We start from the raw sequence: 20102 nt of genomic DNA, 5'->3' as shown, positions 1-20102 counted from the left end.
GGCTTGATCTGCGGCACCGGTTGCGTGGCGTTGATAGGATCATGAGGGTTTTCATATTCATCACAATTGGCCTTATGGCCGCAGCTGCGGAAGTGCACGGCCAGGCTGGTACCCTAGACCCTTCCTTCAGCGGTGATGGGATGTACACCGCTGACCTGGATCCGTGGTTCGATGAACTATGGGCGATCACTGTCCAGGACGACGGTAAGATCATCGGTGCAGGTATGGTTGGTGACGCGGACGACCAAGCCGTCCTTGTCCATCGATTGCTGAGCGACGGAACGCCGGACAGCACATGGGGCGTTGCCGGAACGGTGATCCTAACCGTTCCTGGACTGGACCAAGTCGCTAGCGCGATCGTCATTCAGAGCACGGGCAGGGTTGTAGTGTCAGGCGCAACGCTGGATAGCCTTGGCGATCACAATGCCGCTCTTTGGGGCCTCACTGGACAAGGCGCATTGGACAGCACGTTCGGGCAATCGGGCATTGTTGCTTGGGACTTCGACCAGGGATCCGACGATCAGGACATCCTCGATATGCAGGTACTGGCCGATGATCGCATCATCTGCGTTGGCAACGGGGCATCGGGTTCTGTTTGTGCCAGGTTGCTCCCTGATGGCGGCCCCGATATGACATACGGGATCGGCGGTGTTGCAGAGTTCGGCCTCCCGACTTCCCAAGGGGTCAGCCTGGCTATGGATGCCACAGGAAGCACCATAGTCGCTGGTATGCTCGGTTCCGACTGGCTCATCGCCCGGCTGGACAGCGTTGGTGCATTCGACCCGGGGTTCGGAGCTGGTGGTATCGTCACCATCGACCTGTTCGCCAGTGGTGGGGAACGCGCCGTGGGTATATCCGAAATGAGCGATGGTCGCATCGTCGCGTGCGGATATTCCGCGGCGCAGTTGGCACAAGGCGATACCCCGCAGCTCGTCATGCTCTGGCCGGACGGTAGTGTCGATACGGACTTCGGCAATGGCGGTGTCCAGTCGATCCCGTACACGCTGCCCGATTTCGGTCAGTTCACCGAGGTACTGGCATTGCCGGATACTTCCTTCTTGGTCTCAGGTTTCTACCAGCAAGGCGCATCCCCTGTTGCCATGTTCACGCTTTCGCGGTTCTTGGGCGATGGCTCTTTCGATCCATCCTTCGCAGGCGGGGGCTACGTAGCCACGGACATGTGCGTGAGCCTCGAAGTACCTTGGGACATGGCCCTAGCTCCTGATGGGGGCGTTGTTCTTGGTGGTTGGGCAGCCACCTCAGCGCACACTGATGTGGCAGTGGCGAAGTACTTCAACAATCTGATTACGGGCGTAGCGCCACCGGAACGTTCCGCAGAAGCTGTTCGTGCTGTGCCCTGCCCTGCCACGGATGTCGTGGAGTTCCACGGGCTTCATGCGCATACCGGACGGACGACGTTCACTTTCACTGATGCTTCCGGTCACGTCGTTCATACACACAACGACCAAACCAACGGCCGATCAAGCTCCGTGCGGGTCCAACTTCCCGCATTCGTGAAAAGCGGGGCATACTTCGTAACGATCAGTTCAGGTTCATCGCTTGAGCATGCCCGCTGCATCGTAACGCGCTGATAAGCCGGCCGAACGAACTCCGGTGGCCGAACAGCAAATGGTTGTTCGATCACAACTCCCCAGCCTCCGCGATCAGCTCCGCCACGTCCTTCACCACCACCTCCCCTTCCTTGTTGAAATGCTTCACGCCGTCGGTGAGCATGGTGTTGCAGAACGGGCAGCCTGCTGCTATCACGTTGGGTGATGCGGCCAGCGCTTCTTCGCTGCGTTCGATGTTCACCTCCTTCTTGCCGGGCTCGGCTTCCTTGAACATCTGCGCGCCGCCCGCTCCGCAGCACAGTCCGTTCTGCTTGCTGCGCTTCAGCTCCACCAAGGCAGCGTCCAGCTTCAGTAGCACCTCGCGCGGTGCTTCGTACTCGCCGTTGCCGCGGCCGAGGTAGCAGGGATCGTGGAAGGTGATGCGCTTGCCTTTGAAGCTGCCGCCTTCCACCTTGATGCGGCCTTCCTTCATCAATGCGTTGATGAACTGCGTGTGGTGCAGCACCTCGTAGCTGCCACCCAAAGCAGGGTACTCGTTCTTCAGCGTGTTGAAGCAGTGCGGGCAGGCGGTGACGATACGCTTCACGCCATAGCCGTTCATCACCATGATGTTGTTCTGCGCCTGCATCTGGAACACGAACTCGTTGCCGGCGCGGCGCGCGGGATCGCCCGTGCAGCTCTCCTCCGTTCCCAGCACCGCATACTTGACTTTCGCCGCGTTGAGGATGCGCACGAAGGCTTTGGTGATCTTCTTGGCGCGGTCGTCGAACGAACCGGCACAGCCCACCCAGAACAGCACTTCCGGTGTTTCGCCGCTGGCCAGCATCTCGGCCATGGTGGGGACGCGGATCGGGTCGGTCATTCTGTGGTGTCGTGTTTCGACCCAATGGGTCGACGGTACGGGTGCTATTGATCAGTGTTCATCAAATACCTGCACGGTGGCGCTTCGTTCCACCAGATCGGTGAAATGCCCTTCGTAGCGTGTAGCGCGCACTTCGCGGTCGTCGATCCAATGGTAGTTGCCCCCGCGCGGTTTGCCCATCAGCATGCCGTGGTACTTGAAGCCGTGTTTCTTCAACCATGCCTCGGTCACTTCACGGTGTTCCTCGGTGCGGCTGGTGAAGATGGTGATGATGTGTCCTTCGTCGTACCACTTGTTCAGCTTCTCCAGCGCCTCAGGGAAGACCGCAGCATCGGCCATGCGCCACGGCTCCTCGTTGGGGATGTCGTCGCAGATGGTGCCGTCAATGTCGATAAGGAAGTTCTTCATCCCCGGCGGCAGCTTCGGGCTCACGCGCTTGCCGTTCTCAGTGGTCTCGATAAGGGCAGGCTTTTTCATTGACTCCAAAGTAAGGGCCTCACGTGTTCTGAATGATGTAACAGGCCATCTTGGAACTCGGCTCAAAGAAGACGTAGAGATCCCCGTCCTCCCAGAAATTAAGATCCTCGAAGCACGTCGCGTTGTAGTCATCAGATGGGACGATATTGCTCCGGGCCACCACTGCACCCCCACTCAACTGACAAACAAAGCGCATGACATTTCCAGTTTTGGGGCAGCGAGGTATCGACGGGTACTGGATCCAGGCAGGAAACCCTGCAAAGCCTTGCCCAATGCGCTCTATCGACTCAATGAAGTTGAAGGAGCGACCATGGAACTCAATGAGGCTGTCCGGGCCGACTTCGTCAAACGAACTTTCAGCCTCTGCGATCTCGTTAGTGTTGTACACAACTGGCCCCAGCGGATCCACATAGTCCATTAGCAGCCGGTCAAAGGCGAGGTATATGGGACAGACAAGGTGCAGGTCATGTGGGAGCCATCCGAAAGCTGGCTCAGTCCTTTTGATGCACCCCACATATTGAAAAGAGGTAGCACAATCCACCTTAGGTACTTTCAACGACTCAGGCCAGACTCCGCCAAGCAGATGAGGACCTCCTCCTTCAAAAACAAGAGACTTGTTCGGACTGACATTCACCCATGGAAGTCCTTTCTCATCCATTCGCAGAATCCGCTCTGATCTTTCGCCCTCCTCAAGGGTGTAGGCTGCAATCAGCACACCTTCCTCGAAGATCAGCTCGGTGGCGCTCGAAAGCACTTCAGCCACATCTTTCGCTACAGATTGGGTCCGGATAAATGCCTCACACTGTGCATCGCCATTGAGACGCACTTCCCAACCAGCAAGAAAGATGTGTTGGGTCATGTTGGATCCGCCCATTTCATCCTATCCGCCTGCGCCATCTGCCAAGGTGCGCCGTTGTTCTCCACGTTCGTGAGCATGTTCGCCAGCGCGGGCCGCGTCTTGCTTTCCTCCATCACCAGGTAGCGGCGCATGTCCACGATGATGCCCACCGGGTCGATGTTCACCGGGCACGCCTCCGTGCACGCATTGCAGGTGGTGCAGGCCCACAGCTCCTCTTCGCTGATGCGGCTGTGCAGGCTCTTGCCGTCCTCCTCCCATTTCCCTTTCGCATCGATCACCTTTCCGACTTCTTCCAGACGGTCGCGCGTGTCCATCATGATCTTGCGCGGGCTCAGCAACTTACCTGTGAGGTTCGCCGGGCACACGCTGCTGCAGCGCCCGCACTCGGTGCAGGTCATGCCGTCCATCAGCTGTTTCCACGACAGGTCGAAGACGTCCTTCGCGCCGAATCGCTCCTGCATCTCAACACCGGCCACGGTGCGTGCTGCTGGCACCGGGGGCTGAACACTCGGGTCGAGCATGCTCTTCACCTCGCCGGTGATGCGTTCCATGTTCACCATCTCCGTCTTCGGCTTCAAGCTGCTGTACCACACGTTGGGGAAAGCCAGCAGAATGTGCAGGTGCTTGCTGACGACGAGGTAGTTGAGGAACGCAAGGATGCCGATGATGTGGAACCACCAGCAGATGCGTTCGATGGCGATGAGCGTACCCGACACCATGGACGGGAAGGACAACCACTCGGCGATCCATCGGCTGACCGGAAAAGAACCGGCCTCGATGTAATGGTCCACAGCATGTTGCTGCAAGGTGAGGTCCGCGGCGTTCATCAGCAGGAAGGCCGTCATCAGTGCGATCTCGGTGCCGAGGATGAGATTGGCATCGGTGCGCGGCCAGCCGTCCAGTTCCATCATCACGAAGCGCTTCAACTTGATGACGTTGCGGCGCACGAGAAAGATGGCACAGGCCACCCACACACCCAGCGCGAGCCACTCGAAGCTGCCGATGAGGAAGTCGTAGAAGCCGCCTAGGAAGCTGAGCACCCGGTGCGTGCCGAAGATGCCGTCGATGATGATCTCCAGCACCTCGATGTTGATGATGACGAAGCCCGCGTATACGATGATGTGCAGGATGCCGGCCACCGGACGCACCACCATCTTGCTCTGGCCCAAAGCCACGCGCGTCATCAGCGCCCAGCGCTCGCCCTTGCGGTCGTTGATCACGACATCGCGGCCAAGCAGGATGTTACGGCGGATGCGCATGAAGTTGCGCGCGAACAGCCAGCTCGCACCAACGAGCAGCACGATGAAAACGATGCTGCTGACCATCACTTCTTCTGTTTCTCGTACGCCTCCTGGATCCGCTTGATGTCTGCCTCGCTCAGCTTGGGCAGGCGGTCCTTCTTGCCGAAGATCGTCACATAACGGTTCGGGTTCACACGGAGGTCCTCCAAAAGCAGATCAAGCTCGGCCATGGAGGAGTTGAGGTTGTTGTAGAGACTATCGTTCTTGGCCAGTTGACCGAGCGTTCCTTGGCCTTGCTCAATGCCGTTCATCACGCCCTTCAGGCTGCTGGCGGCTTCGCTGATGCCTTGCAGCACGGTATCCACGCGGCCGTCCGCAAGGGCGCCGCTCAACGAATCGAGGTTGCTGAAGATGCGGCTCAGTTCGTCGTTGTTCTGTTCCAGGTTGCCGGTCACCGACGCCAAGTTCTTCAACGTGATGTCCAATGTGGCGCTCTCAGCAGCGATCAGCGCGTCCAAACGCTTGCTCGCATCGGACAGGTTGTGCAGTGTTTCGCGGATGCTGATGAAGCTCGAATCGATGTTCGCGATGGTGCTGGGGTTGAGGATGAGCTGGAACGCGGTGATCACGCTGTCCACGCTCCCGAGCATCGCTTCGGCCTTTTGCTTGATGGGATCGATCTGCGCCCCGAGCGAGGCCGTAAGGCTGGGCGATGTGAGGCCCACAAGGGTATCGCCGCGTACGGCCAATTCAGCACTCGTGCCGAGCACAAGCTGTGTACCCGTGCTAAGTAGGTCACTGACGATCTGGATGCGGCTGTCCTTCGGGATCTTCAGTTCGTCCTCGTTGATCTGGAAGGTCATCACCACGCGGTTGGTGCCGTCGTAGAGCAGCTTGCTCCGTAGTACCTGCCCCACCTTGTAGCCATTGAGCATGAGCGGTGTGGCCGCTGCCACCCCACCGGCATTGTCGAACACGCCGTGGTAGATGTTCTCCTTCTGGAAAAGGTCTCGCCCCTTCAGGTAGTTGTAACCGAACACCAGCAGCGCCACTCCCACGATGACGGTGATGGCGATGCTGTACTCCTTCTTCATCCTCAACGGGTCTGGGCCAACTGTTTGGCCAAAGTAAGGGCCTTCTCCAGTTCGATCCGGGCGCCGTCCTGGAACGCCACTATGAATGCGCCTTCATAGCCCTTCTCGCGGCAGAGTTCCTTCAGTTTCGTGGCGCCCTCGGGCGTGCGCTCATTGCCGTACACGTACTTGTACATGCCGCCGCCTTCATACTCCCGCACGCCTTCCAAGCCATTGAAGTTCTTCGGCTCGCATTTGATCTTCTTCTTGCTCACGGCGATCTGCACCTTGAAGCGCACACCACTTTCGTCGGTCTTCGTGGCCACCGGCTCCGGCTTGTCCTCCTTTTCGCCCTCCTTATTGACCGGGGCCGTCGTGGTGTCGGGTTTCACGACCGGCTCCATGGCCACGTCGGTACCTTCGATGGTGGCCTTGTATTCCTTGAACGCCCGGTAAATGGCGCTGGCCATGTACTCCTGTCCTTGGTCGCCTTGCAGGAAGTCCTCCTCCTTGTCGTTGGTGAGGAAGCCAAGTTCCACCAGCACGGCAGGCATGGTGGTGTAGCTGATGACGATGAAGCCGGCTTGCTTTACACCTCTGGCATTCCGGCCCACGCGCTCCTTGAATTGTGTTTCGATCAGATCGGCGAACTTGGTGCTTTGCATGAGGTGGGCATTCTGCCTTATGCTCAGGCCTATCACGCTTTCCGGGTCTTTCGGGTCGAAGCCTTCGTACTTCAGCTCATGATCGGCCTCCATCAGGATGGCGCTGTTCTCGCGCTGCGCGGTCTTCAGGTTCGCCTCGGTCTTGTGCAGGCCCATCACGAAGGTCTCGGTGCCGTGCGGGTCGTGGTTATCGTTGGCGTTGCAGTGGATGCTGATGAAGACATCGGCTTTGGCCCGGTTGGCGATCTCGCAGCGCTCCTTGAGCTCGATGAAGCGGTCGTCCTCGCGGGTATAGATCACCTTCACGTCCGGGTAGGCATCCTGGATGTATTTCCCCACCAGCTTGCTCACGTTGAGGGCCACGTGCTTCTCGGTGGTCTTGTAACGGCCGGTGCCGATGTTGCCCGGGTCCTTGCCGCCGTGGCCAGGGTCGATGACCACCACGTCGACTTTCGTCGGGTCGTTCATCCCGTGGTCCGCTTGCGGCATGGCGGTTGAGGTGGCCAGGGCGAAGAGGATGCAGTTCAGCGTGCGGCTGGACTGCTTCGTCGTCCCTCCTCGCAGTGACGCCACACGAGCAAAGACCTTGGGCAGTGCGAGCCGTGGTAACGCGCTGCCGTTGGGGGGCACCGCACGATGCAGCAGCAGCCCGTTCAGGATGGCATACGCGGCGTAACCCCCTTGAGATGAAGCCCGCCACAACGCACGGGAAAGCCCGCCCGCCAGGTGCCACTTACTTTTCGCGCCGTTGATGCCCACAGTCCCAGCTTTCTTTTCCAACGGGCGCGAAGCTACCCGGGCTGTTTCCGACGATCGGCGTGGGTTCCCTGCACTTTTCATCACGTTCCTGTTAGCGTGGACGCTGGTGAGCGCACCGGTACATGGACAAACGGCAGGCCGCGACAGCACCGCCGTTGCCGACACCGCCCAAGCGGGCGGCCTCGACCACGAGGTGCGGTACAGCGCGGTGGACAGCATCCGGTACGACCTGCAGGCCATGCGGGTGTACCTCTACGGCAAGGCCACCGTGAAGTACGATGACATAACGCTGGAAGCCGACCGCATCATCTACGACTTCCAACAGGAAACGGTGCAGGCCTTCCCGGATACCATGCCCAGCGGCCCGCGGGACACGGCCGCCATTGCCGGTCTTCCGCGCTTTACCCAAGGGAGCAATACCGTTCGGGCCGATAGCCTTCGGTACAACTTCCGCACGCAGCGCGGATACATCCGCGAGGCGCGCACCAAGGAGGAAGAAGCCTACGTGGGCAGCAAGCGCAGCAAGCTGCACGCGAACAAGGAAGTGCACAGCCGCGGTGGCATGCTCACCACCTGCGACCGCGAGAAACCGCACTACGGCTTCCGTGTGAGCAAGATGATGGTGATCCCCGAGGACAAGATCATTGTGGGGCCGGCCTACATGCGCATTGGTCCTGTGCCCACGCCCATCGCCATCCCGTTCGCGCTGGTGCCCAACAAACCGCGCGGCACCACCGGCATCCTGCTTCCCTCCTATGGCTACAGCGATGCCTTCGGCTACTTCTTCCTGAACGGTGGCGTGTACACGCCCCTCGGCGCCAAGGCCGATCTGCAGCTCACCGGTGACATCTACACCCGGGGCAGTTGGGGCGCGCGCGGCGTACTGCGCTACAAACAGCGCTACCGCTACGGCGGCACGCTGGACCTTACGCACAACACCAAGCTCAACGGAGATCCGGAGTTCACCACGTTCAGCCGCGACCGCACCTATTTCCTGCGCTGGACGCACACCGTGGACAGCCGCGCCAGCCTGCGCAACCGCTTCAACGCGCAGTTGAACCTCGGTAGCAGCAACAGCTTCACCAACAACCTCAACAGCAGCCAGACCGACTACCTGAGCAACACCTTCCAGAGCAACTTGGGGTGGACGCGCTTGTGGCCCGGTCGGCCCTTCACCGCAAGCGTGAACGCCACGCACAACCAGAACACGCTCACCCGCGAGTTCAACATCACCCTGCCCAGCATCAACTTCAACCTGCAACGCGTGTTCCCCGGCATCCTGCTGCGACCCGCCGATGCCATTGGCGAGGAGCGCTGGTACGAGCGCATCGGCGTCACCTATGCCATGAACTTCGACAACCAGCTGCGTACCACGGAGGACCAGTTGAGCTTCAGCAACATGAACCGGCTGGTGGGCGACTTCCGCAACGGCATCCGCCACACCGCCGGTGCCAGCACTAGTTTCAAGACGAAGTTCTTCACCATCAACCCAGCGCTGAACGCCGTGGACCGCATGTATTTCGAGACGCAGCGCCGCACCTACATCGCCGATCTCGACACGGTGCTCATCGACACTGTGCCGGGCTTCGCCAATGCCTTCGAGTGGAACGCTCGCACCGATGTGACCAGCAAACTTTACGGGCAGTACAACTTCCGCGGTGGCAAGGTGAAGGCCATCCGCCACGTCATCACGCCTACCGTGGGCCTCAGCTACCGGCCCGATCAGAGCACAGCTGTTGTTGGACCCTTTGGCGAGAACGGCGCGCAGGGGATCTACAACCCGTTCAGCATCGGCATCTACGGCGCACCGGCCGACGGCGCCAGTGGGCTGGTGACCATGAGCCTGCAGCAGAACCTGGAAGCCAAAGTGCAGCGCAGTGCGCGCGACACGATACCCGCCGCCGACGGCAGCAACGACGCCACGAAGAAGATCAAGTTGCTCGACTTCCTCGGCATCGGCACGGGCTACGACCTGATGAAGGACTCCATCAATTGGAGCCCCTTCAGCACGCAACTGCGCACCAGCTTCTTCAACCTCATCAACGTGAACGCGAGCGCCGTTTTCGACCCTTACGCGGTGGACACCAACGGCACGCGCTTCGACAAGAGCCACAAGGAGCTTTACGGCAGCCTCGCGCGCCTCACCAGCGCCAGCGCGGCCGTGGGCTTCGAGCTGAAGAGCAAACGATACGGCGGCGGTGGTTCACCGAGCATAGTGGGCGAGAGCGACCCGAGCAAGGGCGCACGCATCGACTTCAGCATGCCGTGGCGATTGGCCGTCAACTACACGTACGACATCGGCCGCGCGTGGAAGCAGGGCACCTACACCGAGACCGATCGCCAGAGCGTGCTCTTCAACGGCGACATCACCGTCTTCAAGTACTGGAAGCTGGGCGCGCAGAGCGGCTACGACATCACCGCCGGTGAATGGACGCCCACCAGCCTCAACCTGTATTGGGACCTGCACTGCTGGGAGTTCAACTTCAACGTAGTGCCCATCGGCATCCGCCAGAGCTTCGGCTTCCGCATCAACGTGAAGGCGAGCATCCTGAAGGACATGAAATACGACCGCACCTGGCCGATCAGGAACGACGGGGAACTGTTGTATTGAGCTAGGCTACTCCTTCACCACCGAACCAACGCCTATCACAACACCTTGGCGCAGGGCGCGCAGGGTGTACACGCCCGGGGCGAGGCCTTCGGGTTGCAGCGCAAGGCCGTTCACCGGTGTGGTGGTGGTGCGCCGCACGGTGCGGCCCATGGCATCGGTCCACAGCAGCGCATCGAACACGTGGCCCGGGGCAAGTCGCAGCCAGCCTTCGGTGCGCATGGGCACGGGCCACACCTGCGCGCGCTCGGGGCCGGGCTCTTCGCGCACGCCCAAGGTCCATGGCATTTCGCTGTCGTGGTAGCGTTTACACTGGTTGGTGATGCTCAGCAACGTATCGTTCAGGGTGAGGTATCCGTCCTGTACGTAGTTGCACGCAACACCGCTTTCGTCCGGGTCGTTCACCACCCCCAGGTAGTTATGCTTCCAGAAGTGCCGGTAGTAGATCTTGCCATCGGGGCCTTGGGCGAGGACTTTCAACGCGGAAATGTTCCCATATAGACTGCTGTCCTCGCGGATCAACGTTTTGCTGTTGCGGATGCCAGCACAGTCCAGGGAGGACAGATCGTATTGCCAGAGTTGCTGCATGATGCTGAAGCCCGTGTAGAACTGGTCGGTAACGTAGAGCTTGGTGCCGCCAGGGGAAAACTCGACGCCTTGCGCGAACTGCAAACCCGGCAATGAGCAGATCGCGCTCACCTCGCCTGTGGCATCGTTGAACGAAAGGATATCCACCAGACTTGTGTCACTGACCACATAGGCTGTCATCGCCAGAAGGCTTCCATCGTACGATGCCACCATGCACCCGCGATCGTAGCTGGGGCCATGCACCGCTCCGGTATTGGAGATCACCGGCACGGTATCCAGTCCGGACGGGTCGAGATGATAGGCGTGGTAGCCATCCGTATCGCGCTCATGCACCAGCACCCAATAATCGGTGCCGTTGGCGTGCGGTATACCGGTCATCTTCCCCCCTGGCAATGCAGGGGGCTCCATGAAATCGATGGCTTGCGGGTAGTTGGTGCCACCAGCGCCCCCGTTCATCGTCAGGTCAACGTCGAAGAAAAACGTGTAGGCCCCTAACCCACCAGCACTACCCTTGACAGCGAATACAGCAACTCTGGATGAGTCGTTCGGCCAAGGCAGCATGAGAGCGCCCTGAGCCCCGTCAGCCAATATATCATCATCGGTACCTATTACCGGCTCTTGAGATGCATTGTAGACCGTGTCCCCTGGGGTGTACAACAGCAGCGCTCCGGCCGGTGAAGCGAGCGAGGCGGCATAGCCGGGCTGAGACGCAAGTCCTCCTTGGTTCGTCGGACCACCTGAGCTGAAGTCCATCCATACATCGCGCATCAAGAACCAGTGATCATTGCGGGATTGCCCATGCGTTGGCATGGACGCGAGCAACAACACATTGAGGGGGAGCAACTTCAAGTACCGCATGATCAGTAGATCCTGAACCCACCAGCAACATCTCCTTCGAAGGTGAAGGTCGTTGAGCAGCATGTGAACGTGGTGGAGCCACCAGTGCAGCTTGAAATGAGACCAACCACAGAGGAATTGCAGCCTGAACTGCAGTATATCTCAAGTCCACGAAATATATGGCCCGGCGGAATGTTCGATTGCGCCGGACTATTGGCCGGTACAGAAACGCAGTCTGTCATTTCAGGCGTCGAGCCCGGACAGTTGGGGCCGATCCGATACGTCACCTTTACCCATATCGGGCAACCCGTATCGTTGGTGAAATCGATCTGCGCCGTGGCAGGCAACGCCATGGCCACAACCAAGGCCATCAGTGCAGCAAGCCTAGAGAGAGAGAGAGGTTAAAGTGTTCACGGTAGTGGGGGCTTAGGAAAGCCGAATGTAATGTGCGATCAACCGGGTGATGCCGATCATTGAAAGAACGCGGTGCAGCCTTGCCCACATCCCGCAGGCCTCCTGTGCGCGATACACGGAACCAAGGTGAACTGCATTTCCGATCTACCCCTTCGCCGCGTAGCGCACCAACCTGGGCGGCGTTCCCTTGCCTTCGGTGCTGATGAGCATGTCGCCGCCCGGCAAAAAGGTGATGCCCTCTGGCTTGGGCAGCAACGCAGCATCCAACTGATGCAGATCAACGAATCGGCCTTGGCGATCAAGCTCAAGTAGCAACTGATCCGCTGCGCTGAGGATGAAGTAGTGGTCGCTGATGGGATCCACCGCGATGCTGGCCATGCGCAGTTTCAGCGCGCTAACGGCGCGGCCCTTGGGGGTGGTGCGCACAGGTAGATCGATGCCCTTTGCGCGCGCGCCTGCTTCAATGTCCGATAGTGTGAAGCTGAGCACCGGCTCGGGCAGCACTTGCTTCGACCTAGGGTTGAAAGCGAACACGAGCCGCCGTTCACGCAACGCGGGTTCGCCTTTCTGGAAATCCTTTGGGGTGATGAGAACGAGGTCGTTCTTGTCGTCGTAACCGAGCCCTTCGATGTTGTGCTCCTTCAAGTGGAGATGGTAGCTGTCCACGGCGGCGAACTTGTCCTGCACGCGCTCTACACGGTACACCAATCCATCGCTGCGCAAAGCGAAGAAGCCCGTGCCCACGCGCGTGAGCCCTTCCATGTCGCCGGGCGCGCCGAAAACGTAGCGGGCTTTGATCAAACCGTTGGTAAGATCGATGAAGTAGATCGCCGCTTCCTCGTCCTGAAGGCAGGCCACCGTGTTGGCATCGACATCGGTAAGGCCGCTGACTTCCGTGAGCTGCGCAGGCAGGTCGAACCGCGCAACGGGGTGCTTGAGATCGTGGCGCAACGGTGCTGCGGCCAAGAACGGCAGAGCAGCGAGGAAAAGAAGGCGCATGGTGCAAAGATCAGCGTGCGGCACGCCGTTCCTGCAGATAACGCTCGGCCATGTCCACCATGAACAGAGCGAGGTGCTTGCGATCGCGTTTGGCACTGAGTTCCGTGAGGGCCGGCAAATGGGCCATGGCGAACTCGAGCGAGTGCGCCATTTCGACGAGCGTGGTGGCGAAGGAACGTGCGTGCTTGAGCCGCGGCGAACAGGCCTTCACCTCCCCGGCGATGTGCGCGCACAGGTCTTTGTACGGCTTGAACAGCTTCAGCTCGTTGTCCGAGTCCACGTTCTTGTGCATGAACGACTTGGAGCCCTCGTTGATCACGAGTTCCCGCAACCGTGCGGGGTCGAACTGCCCTGCCCGTGCATCGGACGGCCAGATACCGCACATGGCCTTGATGTCGCCGCGCAAGCGCTCCATGGGATCGGCAAGGGACTTTCCTTCCTGGCGGCAATGCGTGGCCAACCAGAGCCAGTACGCCTGGAAGTAGTACTGCAGCAGCCGTTGCTTGTTGGCGAAGTAGTGGTACACGGTCACCTCGGTGCTGCCGATGCGCTCGGCCAGTTTCTTGAAGGTGAAGGCTTCCAATCCCAGTTCGATCATCAGGTCCAGGCCCTCGGTGAGGATGCGGGAGCCGATGGGGCTGGCGGTATCGCGCAGGGCCAGACCGGGGTCGGGCTCGATGAGGTAGCGGGGCATGGTGATGGAGCAGCGCGGCGAAGGTAGTACTGCAATAGTTTGTTATTGTATAACATCATTCTTGTTTAGCATTACTATAATTGCACCCCGATGGCCATCAACAACATCACACCCTGGCAGCGCTTGGCGCGGTTGCTCCGCGTGGACAAGCGGGAGATCGGCCATATCTACCTGTACGCACTGGTGGGCGGTGCGATCAGCCTGAGCGTTCCACTGGGCATCCAGGCCATCATCAACCTCATCAGTGGCGGGCAGGTGGCCACCAGCTGGGGGGTCCTGATCGCCTTTGTCACCATCGGCGTGGGGTTCACCGGGGCTTTGCAGGTGATGCAGCTGGCCTTGGCCGAGAACATCCAGCAGCGGCTGTTCGCACGGAGCGCCTTCGAATTCGCCTACCGCATTCCGCGCATCAAGGCCGAGGCGGTGAGCGGCAAGTACCTGCCCGAATTGGTGAACCGGTTCTTCGACACGGTGTCCATCCAGAAGGGACTGAGCAAGCTCTTGCTCGAGGTTCCCCTGGCGGCCCTGCAGATCGTCCTTTGTTTGGTGCTCCTGGCACTATACCACCCGTTCTTCATTGCGTTCGGTGCACTCTTGGTGCTCCTGCTGTACTTCATTTTCCGCTTCACGGGCCGGAAAGGGCTTTCCACCAGCATCACCGAGAGCAACTACAAGTACGCCGTGGCCCATTGGCTCGAAGAGCTCGGCCGCAGTATGGGCACGTTCAAGCTGATCGGTGAGACCAACCTTCCGCTGGAGCGCACCGACAAGCTGGTTGACGGGTACGTGACGGCGCGCAAGGCGCACTTCCGTGTGCTCCTCGGGCAGTACGGGGCCATGGTCGCTTTCAAGGTGGTGGTGACCCTGAGCTTGCTCGCCTTGGGCGGCATGCTGGTGATGAACGAACAGATGAACATCGGCCAGTTCGTGGCTGCCGAGATCGTGATCCTGTTGCTCATGAACGCAGTGGAGAAGATCATCCTGCGCATCGAAACGGTGTACGACGTGCTCACCGCCCTCGAAAAGGTGGGAAGCGTGACCGACCTGCCATTGGAGCGCGAGGAAGGCCTGAAGACCTTGGACCGCGACCCGTCACGGGGGCTCGATTTGCGCATCACCGGCCTGGGCTTCCGCTCCCACTTCCACGGCAGGCCCGTGCTGCAGGGGGTTGACCTTTACCTGGCGCCGGGCGAAAAGGTCTGCCTCTGCGGTCCGAACGGGGCCGGCAAGACCACCTTGTTGCGCATCCTGGGCGGCGCCATGGCCCCACATCAGGGAACGGTGCAGCTGGACGGGCACCCGATGAACAGTCTCGACCTGGACGTGGTGCGGTCGGTGATCGGCGACAGCCTGAACGAGGAGGAACTGTTCGCGGGGACCGTGCTGGAGAACATCGTCGTGGGCCGCGCCTGGGTATCGGAGCAGGACACGATGGAGGCCTGCCGCGTGACGGGACTGTTCGACCAGCTCGCACAGTTCCCCGAGGGACTGCTCACCAAGCTCGACCCGCAGGGATCGCGCCTGCCGAAAAGCCTTGTGAAGCGCATCATCCAGGCGCGGGCCATCGCCGGTTCGCCGCGGTTGATCCTGTTGGAGGACAGTCTGCAGAACTGGGACACCCGCGACCGGGAACAGCTGCTCGGATGGATCAGCGCACCCGAACGGCCATGGACATTGCTGGCCGTGAGCAACGACCCATGGTTGCAACAACGCTGTGCGCGCACCGTGGTGCTGCGCGATGGCCAACTCACAACGGCTTGAGCCATGCTTGACCTGAGCCCCAACAGCCCCGCGCCCGCGCTTACGCGCACGAGCTTCCGTTCGTTCCGCACCATCGGTGTTGCCCGGGCCAGCGGCCTCTTCGCCGTGTGGGTGAAGATCATCGCCGTGGTGGCCATCGTTGCGCTGTTCCTCCCCTGGACCCAGAACATCCGGGCCCGGGGAACCGTCACCAGCTTGTCGCCCGATCAACGCCCGCAAACCATCCATGCCATCATCCCCGGCCGTTTGGAGGAATGGTTCGTGCAGGAAGGGCAGCTCGTGCAAAAGGGCGATACCATCCTTCGCCTCAGCGAGGTGAAGCCCGAGTATTTCGACCCCAAACTGTTGGACCGCACACAGGAACAGATCACCGCCAAGGAACTCACCGGGAGGAGCTACGAGGAGAAAGTGCACGCGCTGGATGCACAGATCGACGCACTGACCGGCGGGCTCCGCATCAAATTGGAACAGGCCCGGAACAAGATCCAGCAGGCGGGCTTAGAGCTACAGAGCGACAGCATCCGCGTGGTGGCGGCCGAAGCGGAGATCAAGGTGGCGGACGATCAATTGGCCCGCGGCCTGCAACAGTTCCAGGAAGGCCTCATCAGCAAGGTGGAGCTCGAGCGCAGGCAGGTGGTACAACAGAAGGCCAACGCTTCCCTCATCGACGCGCGCAACAGGATGCTCGATGCCCGCAACGAGCTGTTGAACGCGCAATTGGAGATCAATGGCATCCGCAACGACTACCGTGACAAGCTGAGCAAGGCCGAGAGTGAAAAGTTCGCGAGCATGAGCCAGATGTACACCACCGAGGCCGAAGTGAGCAAGATGCAGGTGGACCTCGCCAACTACACCGTTCGCGCAGGCAACTATTACGTCACCGCACCGCAAGCGGGCTACATCACCAAGGCCGTGGTGACCGGTGTGGGGGAAACCGTGAAGGAAGGCGACGGCCTGGTGACCGTGATGCCGGCCCGCTTCGACCTGGCGGTGGAGCTCTATGTGCGACCGATGGACATGCCGTTGATCAACAAAGGCCAGAACGTGCGCTTCATGTTCGACGGCTGGCCGAGCGTGGTGTTCAGCGGTTGGCCGAACTCCAGCTACGGCACCTTCGGTGGCGAGGTGGTGGCCATCGACAACTTCATCAGCGCCAATGGCAAGTACCGCATCCTGGTGGCCCCTGGCAAGGACGATGCCCCATGGCCCGACGCACTGCGTGTCGGTGGCGGTGCCGTCGGTTTCGCGCTGATGAGCGACGTGCCCATCTGGTACGAGCTATGGCGCCAGATCAACGGATTCCCGCCGGACCTGTACACCGGGAAAGCCGGAACACCGGAAAAACCTAGCATGCCATGAGGGCTTGCGCGCTGATGTTCCTGATGGTCGGCGCGTGCATCGGCGCAGTCGCGCAGGTGCCGCCCGTACTCACGCGGGAGGCCTTCGTACGCTTGGTGCTGGAGAACCATCCCATAGCCCGCCAGGCAGCGCTGCGGCCGGCTCTCGGCGAAGCCACGGTGCGCAGTGCGCGCGGTGCGTTCGACCCGATGGCCGTGGCCAACTACGACGAGAAGCGATACGACGACAAAACGTATTTCGAGCTCTTCAACGCCGGTTTGAAAGTGCCAACGTGGTACGGCGTTGAACTGTTCGCGGGCTACGAGGAGAACAACGGCGACCTGTTGAACCCGGAGTCTTCAACACCGGATGACGGCCTGCTCAAAGTGGGCGGCCAAGTGAGCTTGGGACAAGGGCTGCTCATCGATCAGCGCCGCGCCACGCTGCGAAAGTCGCAGGCGTATTTACGCGGCACGCAGGCCGAACAAGAGCAACTGCTCAACGACCTGCTGCTGCAAGCCCTCAGCGATCACACCGATTGGGTGGCGGCCTACCGCGCCGAACGCATCGCCGTTGAAGCGCTGGAACTGGCACAGCTCCGGTTCAACGCCGTGCGCGGCAGCTGGCAAGGCGGCGATCGCCCCGCCATCGACACGTTGGAGGCTTTCCTGCAAGTGCAGGACCGGCAGATGCGCCAACAGCTGGCCGCGCTGGCGTTCCGCAATGCCGGGCTGCGTTTGAGCGACCACTTGTGGAACGCCGCACAGCAGCCCCTTGAGCTCCAACCCAACGTAGTGCCCGAACCCGCCGACCTGCTATCGCCGGGCTCGTTCCAATTGGCGGATACGGCCATGACCAATGCGCTGGCCCACCACCCCTTGCTGGCGCAGGCCAGCGCGCGGATCGATCAATTGGAGATCGACCGGAGATTGAGGAGCGAGTACCTCAAACCCGAGCTCGACCTGCAGTACCAGTGGCTCGGGAACGGAGCATCCTTCAGCGATGACGGCACCTACCCACTGCTTGCACAAGGCCATCGTTTCGGCGTGGGGTTCCAAGTGCCGCTCTTCCTGCGCAAGGAACGCGGTGAACTCACACTGGCCAAGCTACGGCTCACGGACGCGGGCTTGGGGTTGGAGCGCGATCGATTGCGCATCCGCAACCGCATCGGCGAACGCGCCAACAACATCGAGGTCCTCACCGCACAAGTGCGCCTCGGTTCCGATATGGTGCTGAACAACGAGCGCCTGCTCTCCGGCGAGAACCAACGTTTCGTCGCCGGGGAGAGTTCGCTCTTCCTCGTCAACGCGCGCGAAGTGCCGTTGATCGATGCGCGCATCAGGCAAGTGGACCTCGAGGCCCGTTTACGCAAAGCCTACTTCGGACTGGAGCACGAGGCGGGAACGTTATGGCGCTCCTGGAACCGCTAATGATGTCACCATGATCCACGTCACCCTGCAAACCCGCTCCGTGGCAGCTGCTGAGAAACTCGCTGCGCACCTGATGGAAAAGCACCTGCTGCTCTTTCCGACCCTCGACACGGACCACGAGGAACTCCAATGGACCGACGGTAAACTGGTGCGCACCAGCCAATTGTTGCTGCAAGGCATGAGCAAGGCGCTCCTTTACCGCGACCTCGAGAGGGAAGCCATGGACCTCCTGGGCAACGACTTGGTGCGCATGCATGCCGTGCCGGTCACCGGCATGGACCCGGTGGCCCAACGCGCCTTGTTGGAACAGACAACCAAAGTATGAACACCATGCTCCGCTGGATCACAGCAGTGCTGCTGCTGGCCGTGCTGCCGGCACACGCCCAACTGAACAACCGGCTGGAATCGGTTCAATCGGTACAGCAAGGCGACAATGCGTTGCGGACCGGCAACAGTGAGCAAGCCCTGCTGCACTACACCAACGCCATCCAAAAGGACCCGGCGTTCGCGGATGCCTACATGAAGCGAGCGGCGCTGCTGGGCCGTTTGGGCCAGCATACGCAAGCGCTGGCCGATATGGACCGGGCACTGGAACTGAACCCGTACAGCGAATGGATCCTGGACCGGCGTGCCAAGGCACGCATGCTCATCAACGATGTCAAGGGCGCCGAGGAAGATTGGTCGAAGGCCATTGCCCTGCACCCGTACGACAACCTGTTGCGCGAACGGCGGGCCGATGCCTGGCTTGAGGCCGGCGAACCTGGCCGTGCACAAGCAGACCTGGATTCCATGATCGCGCGCAACCCGTCCGACGTGCTGCTGCTGCTCAAGCGCGGGTCCGTGGCCTTGCGCATGGACAATGCACCGGAGGCCATGGAGTGGTTCCGCAGGGCACAACGCACCGCGCCACGACTGGCCATCGTATTGGACCTGAAGGCCGTGGCCATGATGAAACTGGGCTTGTGGCAGGATGCGCTCGCCGTGCTGGACAGTGCGCTCCGCATCGACGACGATTTCGACCTGGCCTACTACAACCGTGCGCTGGTGCACATGCACTTGGGCAACATCGACCAGGCTCGTACCGATCTGGACAAAGCCCTCGGCATTGCGCGCGACAAGGCCCATGTGTTCTTCCAGCGTGCCCTGGTGCGCAAGCGCGATGGCGATCCCGTGGGCGCTCGGGAGGACTATGACCAGGCGTTGGGTCTCTCCCCCGATTACCTGGAAGCCCAGTACAACCGGGCATTCGTTCGCACCCAGCTCGGTGACCACGCCGGATCTTTCGCGGATGTGGAGCGGGCACTGTCCCTGGCCCCCGGAGATCCCGATACATGGACCATGAAGGGTAGCCTGCACATGCTTTTCGGCGAGTACGATGAGGCGCTCGATCATTTCGACCGTGCGATCTCGCTTTCTCCTGACAATGCCAACGCGCATTTCAATCGCGGTTTGGCCTACCACATGACCTATCGTCCGCTCGAGGGGTGCAACGACCTCCGCCGGTCGGCCTCGATGGGTTCGAAGGAGGCGGCCGATGCTCTGACCTACTTCTGCGCGTTCTGAGGCGCGTCGGGGCCGCTGGTTGCATAGGAGCGGCCTGTCGTCCAATTCGCCACCATGGCCGCACCCAAGGGCGTGAGCACGCTTTCCGGGTGGAACTGCACACCGCACACTTCGTAGTGAAGATGGCTCAACACCAAGTTCACGCCCAGTTCTACCGTGAACTTGAACACACCGCCGTGGAACTTCAGGACAGCGACCTTGTGCCTATGCATGCCACGTCCAACAAGCACACGGACAGCGGAACGCAAAACGAACTCCTACAACGATCAGCGGAGGTGTGAGCAGCTGGATCAACATTCGACATCCCCATTGGCGTGCACTGCTCGGACTTGCGGTCCGAACCCGGCCGGCATCACGGCTGAC

Annotated in this window: 17 protein-coding genes; 7 read left to right on the top strand and 10 right to left on the bottom strand. The window is 60.6% G+C overall.

What is annotated here, in order from left to right; genetic code table 11:
- Positions 1 to 41 precede the first annotated feature (41 nt).
- Positions 42 to 1592, top strand: a complete 1551-nt coding sequence (locus tag IPJ76_14015) for a hypothetical protein (GenBank protein ID QQR85711.1) — start codon at positions 42 to 44, stop codon at positions 1590 to 1592.
- Between the two features lie 49 nt (positions 1593 to 1641).
- Here IPJ76_14015 and IPJ76_14010 read toward each other — a convergent pair whose 3' ends face one another.
- The 6 genes from IPJ76_14010 to IPJ76_13985 are packed head-to-tail and all read right to left on the bottom strand — an operon-like array spanning position 1642 to position 7528.
- The gene (locus IPJ76_14010; GenBank protein ID QQR85710.1) at positions 1642 to 2433 is read right to left on the bottom strand and encodes a (Fe-S)-binding protein; all 792 of its coding nucleotides are present in this window, start codon (positions 2431 to 2433) and stop codon (positions 1642 to 1644) included.
- 51 nt (positions 2434 to 2484) lie between these two features.
- Positions 2485 to 2910, bottom strand: a complete 426-nt coding sequence (locus IPJ76_14005; protein QQR85709.1) for a phosphoheptose isomerase — start codon at positions 2908 to 2910, stop codon at positions 2485 to 2487.
- A 19-nt stretch (positions 2911 to 2929) separates the two neighbouring features.
- Positions 2930 to 3769 (bottom strand): hypothetical protein, encoded by an 840-nt coding sequence (locus IPJ76_14000; protein ID QQR85708.1) that lies wholly within the window; start codon positions 3767 to 3769, stop codon positions 2930 to 2932.
- Entirely contained in the window at positions 3766 to 5094 is a 1329-nt protein-coding gene (locus IPJ76_13995; GenBank protein ID QQR85707.1) for a (Fe-S)-binding protein, read from the bottom strand. The genes IPJ76_14000 and IPJ76_13995 overlap by 4 nt, the downstream gene beginning before the upstream one ends.
- Positions 5094 to 6104 carry an MCE family protein gene (locus IPJ76_13990; GenBank protein QQR85706.1) on the bottom strand — a complete coding sequence of 337 codons (1011 nt, stop codon included), beginning with the start codon at positions 6102 to 6104 and terminating at the stop codon, positions 5094 to 5096. Before IPJ76_13990 ends, IPJ76_13995 begins: the two co-directional genes overlap by 1 nt.
- Positions 6105 to 6106: 2 nt before the next feature.
- Positions 6107 to 7528 carry an N-acetylmuramoyl-L-alanine amidase gene (locus IPJ76_13985; protein ID QQR85705.1) on the bottom strand — a complete coding sequence of 474 codons (1422 nt, stop codon included), beginning with the start codon at positions 7526 to 7528 and terminating at the stop codon, positions 6107 to 6109.
- An 85-nt stretch (positions 7529 to 7613) separates the two neighbouring features.
- Here IPJ76_13985 and IPJ76_13980 point away from each other — a divergent pair, with 85 nt between their 5' ends.
- A complete protein-coding gene (locus IPJ76_13980) occupies positions 7614 to 10118 on the top strand; it encodes an LPS-assembly protein LptD (GenBank protein ID QQR85704.1) in 2505 nt (834 codons plus the stop codon).
- Between the two features lie 6 nt (positions 10119 to 10124).
- Here IPJ76_13980 and IPJ76_13975 read toward each other — a convergent pair whose 3' ends face one another.
- The 3 genes from IPJ76_13975 to IPJ76_13965 form a co-directional block, all read right to left on the bottom strand.
- Entirely contained in the window at positions 10125 to 11561 is a 1437-nt protein-coding gene (locus tag IPJ76_13975; GenBank protein QQR85703.1) for a hypothetical protein, read from the bottom strand.
- 537 nt (positions 11562 to 12098) lie between these two features.
- The gene (locus tag IPJ76_13970) at positions 12099 to 12953 is read right to left on the bottom strand and encodes an SdiA-regulated domain-containing protein (GenBank protein ID QQR85702.1); all 855 of its coding nucleotides are present in this window, start codon (positions 12951 to 12953) and stop codon (positions 12099 to 12101) included.
- Positions 12954 to 12963: 10 nt separating this feature from the next.
- Positions 12964 to 13647 (bottom strand): TetR/AcrR family transcriptional regulator, encoded by a 684-nt coding sequence (locus IPJ76_13965; GenBank protein ID QQR85701.1) that lies wholly within the window; start codon positions 13645 to 13647, stop codon positions 12964 to 12966.
- 90 nt (positions 13648 to 13737) lie between these two features.
- On the opposite strand from IPJ76_13965, the gene IPJ76_13960 reads away from it, so the two are divergent.
- Genes IPJ76_13960 through IPJ76_13940 form a run of 5 tightly spaced genes read left to right on the top strand, consistent with a single transcriptional unit; the run spans position 13738 to position 19739 of the window.
- The gene (locus IPJ76_13960) at positions 13738 to 15408 is read left to right on the top strand and encodes an ATP-binding cassette domain-containing protein (protein QQR85700.1); all 1671 of its coding nucleotides are present in this window, start codon (positions 13738 to 13740) and stop codon (positions 15406 to 15408) included.
- A 3-nt stretch (positions 15409 to 15411) separates the two neighbouring features.
- On the top strand, positions 15412 to 16767 hold the full coding sequence (locus IPJ76_13955; GenBank protein ID QQR85699.1) for an HlyD family efflux transporter periplasmic adaptor subunit: 1356 nt from the start codon (positions 15412 to 15414) through the stop codon (positions 16765 to 16767).
- Positions 16764 to 18176 (top strand): TolC family protein, encoded by a 1413-nt coding sequence (locus IPJ76_13950; GenBank protein QQR85698.1) that lies wholly within the window; start codon positions 16764 to 16766, stop codon positions 18174 to 18176. Before IPJ76_13955 ends, IPJ76_13950 begins: the two co-directional genes overlap by 4 nt.
- A gap of 10 nt (positions 18177 to 18186) precedes the next feature.
- Complete coding sequence (locus tag IPJ76_13945; GenBank protein ID QQR85697.1) at positions 18187 to 18501, top strand: hypothetical protein; 315 nt, start codon at positions 18187 to 18189, stop codon at positions 18499 to 18501.
- 5 nt (positions 18502 to 18506) lie between these two features.
- Positions 18507 to 19739: a tetratricopeptide repeat protein gene (locus IPJ76_13940; protein ID QQR85696.1), complete on the top strand. Its 1233-nt coding sequence runs from the start codon at positions 18507 to 18509 to the stop codon at positions 19737 to 19739.
- Here the strand turns inward: IPJ76_13940 and IPJ76_13935 are convergent.
- Complete coding sequence (locus IPJ76_13935) at positions 19721 to 19951, bottom strand: hypothetical protein (protein QQR85695.1); 231 nt, start codon at positions 19949 to 19951, stop codon at positions 19721 to 19723. The two genes, IPJ76_13940 and IPJ76_13935, sit on opposite strands and share 19 nt — an antisense overlap.
- Positions 19952 to 20102 lie beyond the last annotated feature (151 nt).

The sequence above is a fragment of the Flavobacteriales bacterium genome, from assembly GCA_016699575.1.
Lineage (GTDB): Bacteria > Bacteroidota > Bacteroidia > Flavobacteriales_F > PHOS-HE28 > PHOS-HE28.
Note: the sequence above shows the minus strand (reverse complement) of the source record. Positions and strands in the feature narration are given on the sequence as shown.